9 protein-coding genes and 2 rRNA genes are annotated in these 13,429 nt (G+C 62.5%); 2 read left to right on the forward strand and 9 right to left on the reverse strand.

Annotated elements, in window-relative coordinates; genetic code table 11:
* The 6 genes from Y703_RS0112305 to Y703_RS0112330 all read right to left on the reverse strand — a co-directional run.
* Window positions 1-631 (reverse strand): 23S ribosomal RNA (locus Y703_RS0112305); the annotation flags it as partial.
* Between the two features lie 581 nt (window positions 632-1,212).
* Window positions 1,213-2,741 (reverse strand): 16S ribosomal RNA (locus tag Y703_RS0112310).
* A gap of 480 nt (window positions 2,742-3,221) precedes the next feature.
* A complete protein-coding gene (tyrS, locus tag Y703_RS0112315; protein ID WP_173400631.1) occupies window positions 3,222-4,562 on the reverse strand; it encodes a tyrosine--tRNA ligase in 1,341 nt (446 codons plus the stop codon).
* Between the two features lie 13 nt (window positions 4,563-4,575).
* Window positions 4,576-6,828 carry a HelD family protein gene (locus Y703_RS0112320; RefSeq protein WP_026552937.1) on the reverse strand — a complete coding sequence of 751 codons (2,253 nt, stop codon included), beginning with the start codon at window positions 6,826-6,828 and terminating at the stop codon, window positions 4,576-4,578.
* A gap of 76 nt (window positions 6,829-6,904) precedes the next feature.
* A complete protein-coding gene (locus tag Y703_RS0112325) occupies window positions 6,905-7,408 on the reverse strand; it encodes an adenine phosphoribosyltransferase (RefSeq protein ID WP_026552938.1) in 504 nt (167 codons plus the stop codon).
* A gap of 74 nt (window positions 7,409-7,482) precedes the next feature.
* Entirely contained in the window at window positions 7,483-8,118 is a 636-nt protein-coding gene (locus tag Y703_RS0112330) for a DNA-3-methyladenine glycosylase (protein ID WP_026552939.1), read from the reverse strand.
* 95 nt (window positions 8,119-8,213) lie between these two features.
* On the opposite strand from Y703_RS0112330, the gene Y703_RS0112335 reads away from it, so the two are divergent.
* Window positions 8,214-9,755 carry a DNA-3-methyladenine glycosylase 2 family protein gene (locus Y703_RS0112335; protein WP_026552940.1) on the forward strand — a complete coding sequence of 514 codons (1,542 nt, stop codon included), beginning with the start codon at window positions 8,214-8,216 and terminating at the stop codon, window positions 9,753-9,755.
* Window positions 9,752-10,297 (forward strand): methylated-DNA--[protein]-cysteine S-methyltransferase, encoded by a 546-nt coding sequence (locus Y703_RS0112340; protein WP_026552941.1) that lies wholly within the window; start codon window positions 9,752-9,754, stop codon window positions 10,295-10,297. Before Y703_RS0112335 ends, Y703_RS0112340 begins: the two co-directional genes overlap by 4 nt.
* On the opposite strand, the gene Y703_RS0112345 is transcribed toward Y703_RS0112340, so the two are convergent.
* The 3 genes from Y703_RS0112345 to argH all read right to left on the reverse strand — a co-directional run bounded on the left by Y703_RS0112345 (window position 10,270) and on the right by argH (window position 13,416).
* The gene (locus Y703_RS0112345) at window positions 10,270-11,145 is read right to left on the reverse strand and encodes an SRPBCC domain-containing protein (RefSeq protein ID WP_026552942.1); all 876 of its coding nucleotides are present in this window, start codon (window positions 11,143-11,145) and stop codon (window positions 10,270-10,272) included. The genes Y703_RS0112340 and Y703_RS0112345 overlap by 28 nt on opposite strands.
* A 61-nt stretch (window positions 11,146-11,206) precedes the next feature.
* The gene (locus Y703_RS0112350; RefSeq protein WP_026552943.1) at window positions 11,207-11,959 is read right to left on the reverse strand and encodes a maleylpyruvate isomerase family mycothiol-dependent enzyme; all 753 of its coding nucleotides are present in this window, start codon (window positions 11,957-11,959) and stop codon (window positions 11,207-11,209) included.
* A 50-nt stretch (window positions 11,960-12,009) separates the two neighbouring features.
* Window positions 12,010-13,416 (reverse strand): argininosuccinate lyase, encoded by a 1,407-nt coding sequence (gene argH, locus Y703_RS0112355; protein WP_253908040.1) that lies wholly within the window; start codon window positions 13,414-13,416, stop codon window positions 12,010-12,012.
* Window positions 13,417-13,429 lie beyond the last annotated feature (13 nt).

Genomic DNA, 13,429 nt, shown 5'->3' on the forward strand with positions numbered 1-13,429 from the left:
CAACGCTCTGACGGATTGTAGGCACACGGTTTCAGGTACTGTTTCACTCCCCTCCCGGGGTACTTTTCACCTTTCCCTCACGGTACTTGTCCGCTATCGGTCATCAGGGAGTATTTAGGCTTACCAGGTGGTCCTGGCAGATTCGCACGGGATTTCTCGGGCCCCGTACTACTTGGGATACTCTCCAAACGGCAGCACGCATTACGGTTACGGGACTTACACCCTCTCCGGCCGGCCTTTCAAGACCGTTCACCTATACGCCTGCACTCATTTCACTGATCCGGCAGAATCAGAACGGAAAGTCCCGCAACCCCAGTGATGCAACGCCCGCCGGCTATCACACACCACTGGTTTAGCCTCATCCGCGTTCGCTCGCCACTACTAACGGAATCACTATTGTTTTCTCTTCCTGTGGGTACTGAGATGTTTCACTTCCCCACGTTCCCTCCACGCACCCTATGTGTTCAGATGCGGGTCACCCGGTCCATCGCTGGCCAGGCGGGGTTTCCCCATTCGGAAATCCTGGGCTCACAGTCCGGTTATCGACTCCCCCAGGCTTATCGCAGATTCCCACGTCCTTCTTCGGCTCCTGATGCCAAGGCATCCACCGTGTGCCCTTAAAAACTTGACCACAAAGATCAAAAAACATATCGAGAAAACCACGGAAACAAACCGAAGTCTGAAACCAAGATTTTATGAAATTGCTTCTTATTTTTAAGATGCTCTCGTCCACTATGCAGTTCTCAACCAACAACCCCACACCACCAACCAAAACCCCCACACACCACGACACTCACGCCACCAGCATGTATTCAAGGATCCCGCTGCCATGGCAGGGAAAAACCAGAAACCCCAACACCCCAACCCACCCCACACAAACCACCCCACCCACCAAAGGACGAAACAGCCGTGCACGAGAATCAGGGCCCTGTTATTTCAGGACCCAACAGTGTGCCATACGATAAACCCAATCACCACCAACCAACACCCTTTCCACACCACCAACCACAACACCCACACGAATAACCGCATGAAATCCTCTGATCAGTGACCGTACTCAACCACCAGCCGGCGCCACCAGGCACCTATTCATTGATATTCCACCCATGAGCAGCCCACCGCGGAACAAACGCCCGCGCAATAGGCCATACTCCTACGAACCCCCCACCAACCACAGTGGATCAATGAGAAACGATTCGAGGCGCTCCTTAGAAAGGAGGTGATCCAGCCGCACCTTCCGGTACGGCTACCTTGTTACGACTTAGTCCCAATCGCCGGTCCCACCTTCGACAGCTCCCTCCCCACAAGGGGGTTAGGCCACCGGCTTCGGGTGTTACCAACTTTCGTGACTTGACGGGCGGTGTGTACAAGGCCCGGGAACGTATTCACCGCAGCGTTGCTGATCTGCGATTACTAGCGACTCCGACTTCATGAGGTCGAGTTGCAGACCTCAATCCGAACTGAGACCGGCTTTTTGGGATTAGCTCCACCTCACAGTATCGCAACCCTTTGTACCGGCCATTGTAGCATGCGTGAAGCCCAAGACATAAGGGGCATGATGATTTGACGTCGTCCCCACCTTCCTCCGAGTTGACCCCGGCAGTCTCCTATGAGTCCCCGCCATAACGCGCTGGCAACATAGAACGAGGGTTGCGCTCGTTGCGGGACTTAACCCAACATCTCACGACACGAGCTGACGACAACCATGCACCACCTGTAAACCGGCCGCAAGCGGCCAACACATCTCTGCGCTGTTCCAGTTCATGTCAAGCCTTGGTAAGGTTCTTCGCGTTGCATCGAATTAATCCGCATGCTCCGCCGCTTGTGCGGGCCCCCGTCAATTCCTTTGAGTTTTAGCCTTGCGGCCGTACTCCCCAGGCGGGGCACTTAATGCGTTAGCTACGGCGCGGAAAACGTGGAATGTCCCCCACACCTAGTGCCCAACGTTTACGGCATGGACTACCAGGGTATCTAATCCTGTTCGCTCCCCATGCTTTCGCTCCTCAGCGTCAGTTAATGCCCAGAGACCTGCCTTCGCCATCGGTGTTCCTCCTGATATCTGCGCATTTCACCGCTACACCAGGAATTCCAGTCTCCCCTACATCACTCTAGTCTGCCCGTACCCACCGCAGATCCGGAGTTAAGCCCCGGACTTTCACGGCAGACGCGACAAACCGCCTACGAGCTCTTTACGCCCAATAATTCCGGATAACGCTTGCGCCCTACGTATTACCGCGGCTGCTGGCACGTAGTTAGCCGGCGCTTCTTCTGCAGGTACCGTCACTTTCGCTTCTTCCCTACTGAAAGAGGTTTACAACCCGAAGGCCTTCATCCCCCACGCGGCGTCGCTGCATCAGGCTTGCGCCCATTGTGCAATATTCCCCACTGCTGCCTCCCGTAGGAGTCTGGGCCGTGTCTCAGTCCCAGTGTGGCCGTCCACCCTCTCAGGCCGGCTACCCGTCGTCGCCTTGGTAGGCCATTACCCCACCAACAAGCTGATAGGCCGCGAGTCCATCCAAAACCGCAATAAAGCTTTCCACCAACATGGCATGCGCCAGAAGGTCATATCCAGTATTAGACCCAGTTTCCCAGGCTTATCCCAGAGTCAAGGGCAGGTTACTCACGTGTTACTCACCCGTTCGCCACTAATCCCCCCAGCAAGCTGAAGATCATCGTTCGACTTGCATGTGTTAAGCACGCCGCCAGCGTTCATCCTGAGCCAGGATCAAACTCTCCGTAAATGCACTACAGACACGCACCCACCACCAGGAAAAACCAGCAACAGACACGCGCAAAATTCGAAACCAGCCAAAAACAACCACACAACACCACCAAAAGCAGCATCATGCAGCCAAATTCAACCAATCAATAAAACAATCGGTATCAACAAACATGGCACACTATTGAGTTCTCAAACAACAGGCGCAATTCGAATTTTCTGCAAATATTCTTTCTATTTACATTTCCTCGCTGCGACTTATCTAAAGTTATTCCATCCGCATTATCTTTGTCAAATCCGGGTTATTCCCGGATTTTCTCAAAAACAAGCGAATGAGCCGACGAAAATTTCCAGTAATTCCGGCTTCTGTGCTCAGCACACGCCAGAACCACTTGATATTTTTCGAAGGGGGTGGCTGCCACTCAACGGCGGCAACTCAGAAAACATTACACGTCGATCTGGGTGCACGCAAATCCCTGGGCTGCGCCCCGGAATCGCGCGGTTAGAGCAAGGACACGTCAACAGTTGCGAGGGTGCGCTTGCCGCGCCGCAGTACCAGATACCGCCCATGAAGGAGGGAGTCGGCGCCCACGACAGTGTCGGGATCCTGCACCTTCACGTTGTTGACGTAGGCACCTCCCTCAGCGACAGTCCGCCGCGCGGCTGAGTTACTGGCAGAGAGGCCACTGGCGACCAGCAGATCGATGATCCCCAGTGCGTCAGCCGAAACGTTAGCGGTGGGCAGCTCGGCGATTGCCGCCGACAGGGTGCCCTCGTCCAACCCTGAGAGTTCACCCTGACCGAACAGCGCGGCCGAGGCAGCAATAACCTTCTCGGTGGCTTTGACACCGTGGACCAGCGAGTTCACCTCCAAGGCCAGGGCACGTTGGGCAACCCGCAACTGCGGGCGATCCTGGGAAGAACGCCCCAGTTCCTCGATTTCCTCCCGGGATTTGAAGGTAAACACCTTCAGCCGTCCCACCACGTCCGCGTCAGCGGTGTTGAGCCAGAACTGGTAGAAGGCGTAGGGGCTGGTCAGCTGGGCGTCAATCCAGATGGCATTGCCCTCGCTCTTGCCAAACTTGGTGCCGTCCGAGTTGGTGATCAACGGGGTGCCGACCGCGTGCACGCTCTTTCCCTCGGCACGTCGGATCAAGTCAGTGCCGCTCGTCAGGTTGCCCCATTGGTCAGATCCCCCTGTCTGCAGGGTGCACCCGTAGCTGCGGTACAGCTCAAGGAAGTCCAGGCCCTGGAGGATCTGGTAGCTGAACTCGGTGTAGCTGATGCCGGCGTCGGAATTGAGCCGGGCACTGACAGCGTCCTTGGCCAGCATGGTGCCCACCCGGTAGTGCTTGCCGATCTCCCGTAGGAAATCAATAGCGCTCAAAGGCGCCGTCCAGTCCAGGTTGTTGACCATTCGAGCCGGATTCGTTCCAGTGAAATCGAGGTACTTTTCCACCTGTCCCCGCAGGTTCTCAACCCATTCGGCAACCGTCTCGGGTGCATTCAGCGTGCGCTCGGAGGTGGGCCGTGGGTCGCCGATCAGCCCAGTCGAACCGCCCACCAGGCCGAGCGCACGATGGCCGGAGAGCTGAAGCCGGCGCATCGTGAGGAGCTGCACCAGGTGTCCGAGGTGCAAACTGGGTGCCGTTGGGTCGAACCCGCAGTAGAAGGTTACCGGATCACCCGCGAGGGCACTCTCCAGCGCTTCCTCGTCGGTAGATACCTGAACCAGCCCGCGCCACTTCAGTTCCTGCCAGACATTGGCAAAAGCTGGGTCGTTGCGCTGGGCGGTCAGGAGTTCGGCGAGGCCTGGGTCTGTGGTTTCTATTTGCTGGGACACAGGCTCTAAATTATCAGTCCTCGATGCCAGCCGGTATTTCGCCGGTAGCAATGAGTCGCAGCCTCTGGGTGGGGCGGGTCATTGACACGTACAGGTCACCGACCCTGATTGACCGTGGGTCTAGCATTTCCGCCGGCTCCAGCACCACTACGCCGTCGAACTCAAGTCCCTTGGCTTCACGCGGACTCGTCACCACTATGTCCTGGCCCGTGCTCCCTGCCCCGATGCCGACCCGATGACCATAGACCCCTCCCAGAGCGGCGCGCACCTGAGCCAGCAGGCGCTCCGGCGCGATCACAGCGAGCAATCCCCCCTCCACCGCGCTGAGCTCCTCCGGCAGAGCCTGCAGCAGCGCCGGAATCAGTTCAGGGACCCGGTTCACGATGGGTGCCCAGCGTCCTTCACGAACTGCCTTGGGCGCCGAGACCACCAGGCCCGCCGCGTTGGCCATCCGGGCGGCTGCCTCAGCGATCTGCGCTGGTGTGCGGTAGTTGACAGTGAGTTCCTCGAGGTGCCACCGCTCCCCCACAAAGGGCTCGAGCGCCTGCTGCCAGGAATTGGACCCTGCTGCAGAACTGGTCTGCGCAATGTCCCCCACGATAGTGAACGATTTCAGTGGGCAGCGTCGCATCAGCACCCGCCACTGCATCGGCGACAGTTCCTGGGCCTCATCGACCACTATGTGGCCGAACGCCCAGGTCCTGTCGACCGAAGCGCGTTCGGCTGCGCTCAGCCGGGCCTCGGTCACTGAGTTGTGGTCCGCGAGGTCTTCAGCGGTAAGAACACCATCGACTCCGGAATCGGCCAACGATTCGTTCACGTTTTCAAGAGTCCGTTCTGCGTTGGCCAGGTCGCGGCGACGTTCCTGGTCCTGGACCGCTGTATCCCGTCCGGCCGATGGATCAAGGTCACCGAGCAACTCGGCGGCCTCATCCAGGAGGGCCACATCAGCTTCGGTCCAGGGCGAACCGACGTCCCTGGTGAGATGTGCCAGTTCGGAATCGCTTAAACCTGGTGCGGCAGCAGCGAGGACACCGGGTTTGCTCAGCAGTTCGGTGACGAATTTTTCAGGGGTCAGCGGCATCCACGCGAGGTTCAGCGCAATCCGGACATCCCGGGAACTGCGCACGTCCTCAGCAAGATAGGCCCGGTCAGCTGTATTGCCGGCACCCGATGATTCCTCAAGCTGTTCGGTCAGTTGCTCGGTAAGTTCGCGCAGCAGAACCTTGACGAACGTTACGCGGGCCTCATTGTGGGGTTTCCCGGTGGCGCGTGCCCGGTCGCGGGCCTTGCGCACTTGCCGCGGAGAAAGGGTCAGGAGAGTGCCTTCAACATTGAGACGCTTGTCAGCAGTCGGGACCCGCTGACGATTCGCCAGTGCGCGTTGCAGTATCTCAACCATCTTCAGGCGGCCTTTAATTTCCGCGGCTTCCTCGGTGGGCTCCTGCACTGCGGTAATGCCTGGCATCAGACTGCCGATGCTGGCCATCACGACGCCCGTTTCACCCAGTGACGGTAGCACCCGCTCAATGTATTTCATGAACGCGTTGGTGGGCCCCACGAGGAGGACACCCGCTGACTTCAGGCGTTCTCGGTGCGTATAGAGCAAGTAGGCGGCCCGGTGGAGCGCTACGGCTGTCTTGCCGGTGCCTGGCCCGCCCTGGACGACGACGACTCCCTGCAGCGGAGCTCGGATCACCCGGTCCTGTTCGGCCTGGATGGTTCCCACGATGTCGGACATCTGTCCGGTGCGTTTGGAATTGAGGGCAGCGAGGAGTGCGCCTTCGCCCTGCAACGATTCGTCATCGGTCAGGAGGGCTGCATCGAGCACGTCATCATCGATGGCAAGGACATTTCGGCGGGACAGAATCAGGTGACGGCGACGGCGCACTCCCATCCGTTCGAAGGCGGTGGCCTGGTAGAAGGTCCCGGCCTCGGGCGCCCGCCAGTCGACCATCAACTGTTGAAGGTCCTTGGTGGACAGCCCGATCCTGCCGATGTAGCGCTCGTCCCCATCGTCGAGATCCAGCCGGCCGAAAACCAGCCGGTCATCGACCGCGTTGAGTTGGGCCAGCCGATCCTCATACATCGTTGCGAAAGCATCCCGCTCGGACCGGTTCTGGTGCGAGCCGGCCGACAGGGATCGTCGTACCTCAGCCAGCTGACCGCGCTTTTCGGCACGGAGTTCGTCGAGCCGTTGGTAGAGACCGGCCACGTAGTCGCGCTCGTGATCGAGCTCGTTACGGGCAGTGGATGTGTGGTGCATTATGCGTTCCCCTCTCGCCAAAGGCAGACCGTCAATTCTACAGTGCGGGTAGCCGTTTTGGCATGGTCAGTGAATCCTAGAAGGACGCCACGGCGTGCACCCGGTGCTGCTGCACTTTCTGGCGTCCCTGCAACGCCTGCAGTTCAAGGACGACAGCGCACCCGACAACCTCCGCCTCGCAGGACTCAAACAACGCTGTGGCTGCGGCGAGCGTGCCGCCCGTGGCCAGGACGTCGTCGAGCACCAGGACCCGGGTGCCCGGGGCGACGTCGTCCTGGTGGATTTCCAGCACGGCTTCCCCGTACTCAAGGCTGTAGGACTCGGACAGGACCGGACGGGGCAGCTTGCCCGGCTTACGAACCGCTACCACTCCTGTCCCGGTGGCATAGGCAACGGCTGCCGCAAGGAGAAATCCGCGCGCCTCGATCCCTGCCACCAGGTCGAAGGTGCCGGCGAAGGGCTCAAGTAGCTGGTCGACGACGGCGCGGAAGGCCGGCCCATCGCCGAACACCGGAGTGAGATCGCGAAAGCTGATGCCGGGCCGGGGAAAGTCCTGAACGATGAGGCAGAGCCGGTCAATGTAGTCCTGAGCTGTAGCCCCGGAAACTTCGGGTACTGAGGCAGCGGGTACTGGGACGGCGGGGCCTGAATTGTTCACCCGTTAACTGTACGGGCTGCGCGGGAGGTGGCCGCGCGGTAACGGGAGACCGTCGGGTCAAGGGTCAGCCAGTAACGCCACCGATAGTCGGTGCCCCCGCCTACGCCGCCAACTCCCACCCGGGGACCGCTGGATACGGCAGTTGGATCCGCCGGTTTCTCCGGCAGGCTCAGGGTCAGCGGCGTGGCGAACAGATCGGCGCCGTCGAAGTCCCGGTTCAGTCCGAGCGCCTGTGCCAGTCGCGCCGGCCCCCGTGCCAGGTCAAGGTCCCGCCGCGGGAAGCTGCGACGTGCCCGGGCTGCGTCGTGGCCCTCGAGAATCTCCCCTGCCCGCAACAGCACTCCGGATGCCTGTCCGGTCTGGCCGCAGACGATGTTGGCGCAGTAGTGCATGCCGTAGGTGAAGTACACATAGAGGTGGCCCGGGCCACCGAACATCGACGCATTCCTGGCTGTCAGCCCGCGGAAGGCGTGTGATCCGGGGTCGCCGGCGCCAAGATAGGCTTCCACCTCGGTAATCCGGACGGTGACGCGGTTGGTGCCGTCATCGTGGGTGACCAGGCTGCCCAGCAGCGCCGGCGCTACTTCGGTGGCCGGCAGCGCCAGTCGGTCTCTGTCGGAGGTGGCATCCACAGCACAAGACCGTAGCAAACCCGGCGCCCGATTCCGGTACCCTCATGTCCGATTTTCGCTAGCCCAACGGGAAGGGAACCTGCAACTATTGGGTAATGGACTTCTGGCAGCAGTATCGGGCGATCGATTCGCGGGACGCCCGTTTCGACGGACAGTTCGTCACAGCGGTCGCGACGACGAGGATCTACTGCCGTCCGTCGTGTCCGGCGAGAACTCCAAAGCCTGCCAACGTAACCTTTTACCAGACCTCCGCCGCAGCGCATCAGGCAGGGTACCGGGCGTGCAAGCGTTGCCTTCCGGAAGCGGTCCCGGGTACTCCGGACTGGAACCTCCGCTCGGATGCCGCGGCGCAGGCGATGCGGCTGATCGCCGACGGCGAGGTGGACCGGACCGGAGTGCCCGGCCTGGCCGCGCGGCTCGGCTACTCGAGCCGCCAGCTGAACCGGATCCTGCATCAGGAGCTGGGCGCCGGCCCGCTCGCGCTCGCTCGTGCCTCGCGCGCCCAGACCGCCCGCTCCCTGCTCACCGCGACTGGCTTGAAGTTCGCCGATATTGCGTTCGCCGCCGGGTTCAGTAGTATCAGGGCGTTCAACGACACCGTTCAGGAAGTGTTTGATCTCACGCCCTCAGACCTTCGCGCCCGCTCCACTGTTCGCAACGGTGGCCCTGCACGTTCAGAGCCGGGAACCTCGCTCTCCCTCCGGCTGCCGCTGCGGGCGCCGTATGACCGGGGCATCTTTGACTTCCTGCGGGTACGCGCCGTCGACGGAGTGGAGCACGCGGGAAACCAGATGTACGAGCGCCTCCTGCAGCTGCCGGGTGGGCAGGCCTGGTTTTCGGCGAGCCTGGCTCCAGCGTCCGGCGGCGCCCCAGCGATTGCGGTCGACGTGATGGTTCAGAAGCTCCCCGACCTTCCGGTGCTGCTGTCCCGGGTTCGCCGGCTCTTTGACCTTGACGCTGATCCGCTGGCGGTGGACGGGGTCCTGGGAGCCGATCCGTTGCTCGCCCACCGGGTGCAGCTCATTCCGGGCATCAGGCTACCCGGCGCAATCGATGCTCACGAGATCCTGATTCGAGCGCTGATTGGCCAGCAGATCACTGTCGCAGCGGCGCGGACCGCACTCTGCAGGCTCGCGGATCTGGGCAGCCCAACCCCGCTGATGCCCAACGGAACCGCCAACGCGCAGCTCCACCGACTATTCCCTACCGCAGCGCAGATAGCCGACGGCGGCGCCCGGTACCTCACGGGTCCCGCCCGTCGCGTCGACAGTGTCTTGCGGGTGAGCGCGGCTCTGGCCGACGGTAGCCTGCAAATTGGGGTTCAGGACAATGTCGCCGACCTTCACCGCAAACTCCTGCCACTGCCGGGGATCGGACCCTGGACCGCTAACTATGTGGCGATGCGCGTCCTTGGTGCCACCGACATCCAGCTGGACAACGACGCAGCCGTCCGGAACGGCTGGACCGCCCTGACCGGTCAGCCCACGTCGGCCAACGCACACCAGGTGGCGGCCAGGATGGAGCGCCTCAGTCCCTGGCGCTCCTATGCCACAATGCATCTCTGGCGGCTGGCCGCCGACAGTTCACCACGCCCCTCCCGAGCTCGGGCGCTAATAGCAAAGGCGGTACCTCAATGACTCACTCACCCCATGCCCTCCCCCGGCAGGCAACTGTTCCGACCCCCGACGGGCCGTTTACCATCCTGGAGCAGGATGGCGCAGTTCTCGCCTCCGGCTGGACCTCTGAGCTCACTGACCTGACCGGGCAGATCCATCCGACGCTACGACCCGCAGCGGCACCGGTCAGGGTGGCCCCGGCGGAGCTGGGGCCGATCACCGCGGCGGTCCATGCGTACTACGACGGCGATGTCGCAGCGATTGATTTGGTGCCAGTGGTGCAGGTCTCGGGCCCGTTCCGCAGCCATGCGTGGGACATGCTGCGCACCGTTCAGCCGGGTCAGCCGGTGACCTACGCGCAGTACGCGTGCCTTGCCGGTAACGCCGGTGCGGTCCGGGCTGCAGCTGGTGCCTGCGCCAGGAATGCTGCAGCCCTGTTCGTGCCCTGCCACCGGGTGATCCGCACCGACGGGTCACTCGGCGGATTCCGTTGGGGTCTTGAGGTCAAGACGAGCCTGCTCGCTCGCGAGGCGCCCTACTCGGCAGCCGTATTGGCCCGGTAGAAGTCTTCGAGGACTCGCAGTTTACGGACGCTGATGTGGGGGGTGTCGCCGTCAAGATCGACTCCGACGGCGTCGAGATGCGCATGCCACTGAGCCATCAGAGCGACGATTTCGGTGGGGTCCTCCACCACATGTCGGACGGTGACCAGGGTGGCAGGACCGGTGGCAGTGAAGTCGACCTCAGCCTGTTCCACGCGCGGCTGTTGGGTAGGGTCTGCGGTGAGCGCGTCCTTGACCGTCGGCAGGGTTGCCTCGAAGCGTCGGTCGAAGTGGATCATTGTGACACCGTCAGCGGTTTCGAGTTCGCCCATCGTGTGGGAGACCCCGTATTTGGCGGCATAGGCGTCGCGAAGCGCCGCCCAGTCGGACTCCGGGCGGCGTGGCCGTCCCGCCGCCACGTCGTCGAGCGTATCCAGGATGAGCTGCCAGCCCGCCGCTCCCTCGGACAGGAAATCTGCGGTTTCCGAGCGGGCGCGCAGCTGGAGCAGCGCCCCGCCGGAGCAGTGGAGCACCCGCCATTCCAGCAGCGATTCGAGGCCCATACTGTCATCCCAGGAGATCTGCAGACTGGTGGGTGCATTGAGCTGAAGAACTGTTCCGGTGGAGAGCTCTCCGCCCATATCCAGCGAGTACTCCTTACCCAGCTCCCATCCCGGGGTGAGCTTACCGAGCCACTGGGCCAGACGGGAGGGCTCGGTGAGGAGGTCCCAGATGTAGGAGCGTGGATAGTCGAACTGCCGGTCAAAGGCCAGCACATACCCGTCCCTGAGCCGCTCGATGCGGCCCAGCGGCTCGGCGCTGAGGGACTGAGCTTTGTGCTGCAACTCGCCGGTGAGTTGGGATTCCATGGTGCCTCCTGCCTCAGGGTGCTCCCAACCTACCGCAGGCTCAGGTCCTTCCGGAAGGGTGCTACCGGGGAGATACCGCCGCTGGCCATGTCCCCAGTTCGGGCAAACTGACCGCTTCCGCTGCGTCGGTTGCCTCAAGTCCGCCAACGGGTTCGCGCCCGGCCAGCCAGGCGGCGATGTCCTGCAGGGCACCGGAGACCACCAGGGTGTGGGTGGCCTCGGGGGCACTGCCTGATCCATTGGCCTGGATGGTGATCGGTTCCTCACCCATCGGCTGCAGTTTCAGTGCTGTCCCCTCTGGAACCCGGGCAGCGAGAAAATCGATGAGGTAGTGGCAGAAGCGCTCGCTCCAGTCCCGCGAGGTGGTGCCCGCATCGAGATCGGACGCGTGGATGACCAGCTCCCGCCACAGGGCCAGGGCGCCGTCGTACACTGTCCCGTCCCGGTAGGAGATTTTCGCTTCCCAGTGGTCGCGGGCATTCTCGAACGCGCCGACGGCGTCGTCGACCGCCGCCGCCAGTGCGTCCTTCTGATCGGCCGCCGGACGCTCAGCCCTGGCTTCGATGGCCTGGACGCGGCCCTCGTACCCGCCGTCGTACAGGTCGATGGTCTCTCCCTGGACTGCATGTTCCACCTGCCGCTGCATGGCGCGGGAGATCCCCTCCGCGTGGGCCACCACATGGGCCCGCGACCAGCCGGGCAGCGCGGTTGGCGCCCCGAAGGAGTCATCGTCCAGTCCCCTGACGGTTGACTTCAGGTCCTCGCCCGAAACGGCGAGCCCAGCTGATACTTCACGGATGAGGTGTTCAATCACAACTGCTCCTTATCGTTTGCCCCGGCAGGGCACGTGCTCAAGATCCTGTTCTAGAGCGTACCCCGCACCCGGGTGGGGAAGCTGGCCACCCCCGCCAGCTCGTCCCGCAGCGCCTGCAACTGGCGCTCGACCGCTGCGGGGGCAGTCCCGCCCTGGGCGTCGCGACTGTTCAGGGAGCCTTCAACGGTCAGCACCTCCCGCACGCCAGCGGTAAGGGACGGCGAAATGGAGGCGTAGTCATCATCGCTGAGGTCCCACAGTTCTACCCCGCGGGTCTCCGCGAGACGGACTGCTGCGCCGGAGAGTTCGTGGGCTTCCCTGAAGGGGACCCCCTGGCGAACCAACCATTCGGCCACATCGGTTGCCAGCGCGAAACCCTGGGGCGCCAGAGACGCCATCCGCTCCGTGTTGAACGTCAACGTAGCGATCATTCCCGAGACCGCCGGCAACAAGACTTCAAGCGTGTCAGTCGCGTCAAAAACGGGCTCCTTGTCCTCCTGCAAATCACGGTTATAGGCCAGCGGCAACCCTTTGAGGGTGGCCAGCAACCCGGTGAGGTTACCGATCAGGCGGCCCGCTTTACCCCGGGCCAGTTCGGCGACGTCAGGATTCTTCTTCTGCGGCATGATCGATGATCCGGTGGAGTAGGAGTCATGCAGGGTGACAAAGGAGAACTCCTTGGTGGCCCACAGAATCACCTCTTCGCTGATCCTTGACAGGTCAACCCCGATCATTGAGGCGATCCAGGCGAACTCAGCATAGACATCCCGCGATGCAGTGCCGTCGATCGAGTTGTGGGTAGCCGAGGAAAAGCCAAGCTCCGCCGCAACCGCCTGAGGATCGAGCCCCAGCGAGGAACCCGCCAGGGCGCCCGACCCATACGGTGAGACTGCCGCCCGCTTGTCCCAGTCCTGCAGCCGCTGCACGTCGCGCAGCAGCGCCCACGCGTGAGCCAGCAGGTGGTGGCTCAGCAGCACCGGCTGGGCGTGCTGAAGGTGGGTGCGGCCCGGCATGGGGACCCTCAGGTGGTCCTCGGCTTGCTGCATCAGCGCCTCAATGGTCGCGAGCACCCCGCCGGCAATGATCCTGGCGTGGTCCCGGAGGTACATGCGGCCCAGGGTGGCCACCTGATCGTTGCGGGAGCGCCCGGCACGCAGCTTGCCGCCCAACTGCACCCCGGCGCGATCAATGAGCCCGCGCTCCAGCGACCCGTGCACATCTTCGTCCGATTCGGCTGGGGTGTAGGCACCCGACCGGACGTCGTCGTCGAGCGTGTCCAGAGCCGTGAGCATGCCGGCCAATTCGCCGTCGTCGAGCAGCCGGGCCCGGTGCAGCACCCGGGCATGGGCGCGTGACCCGGCAATGTCATATACCGCGAGGCGCCAATCGAAGTGGGTCGATTTGCTCAGCGCCGCCAGCGCGTCAGCCGGGCCGCCGTCGAACCGGCCGCCCCACAGGGCTCCCTCGTTG

This window comes from Arthrobacter sp. H20, from assembly GCF_000520515.1.
Taxonomy (GTDB): domain Bacteria; phylum Actinomycetota; class Actinomycetes; order Actinomycetales; family Micrococcaceae; genus Arthrobacter_D.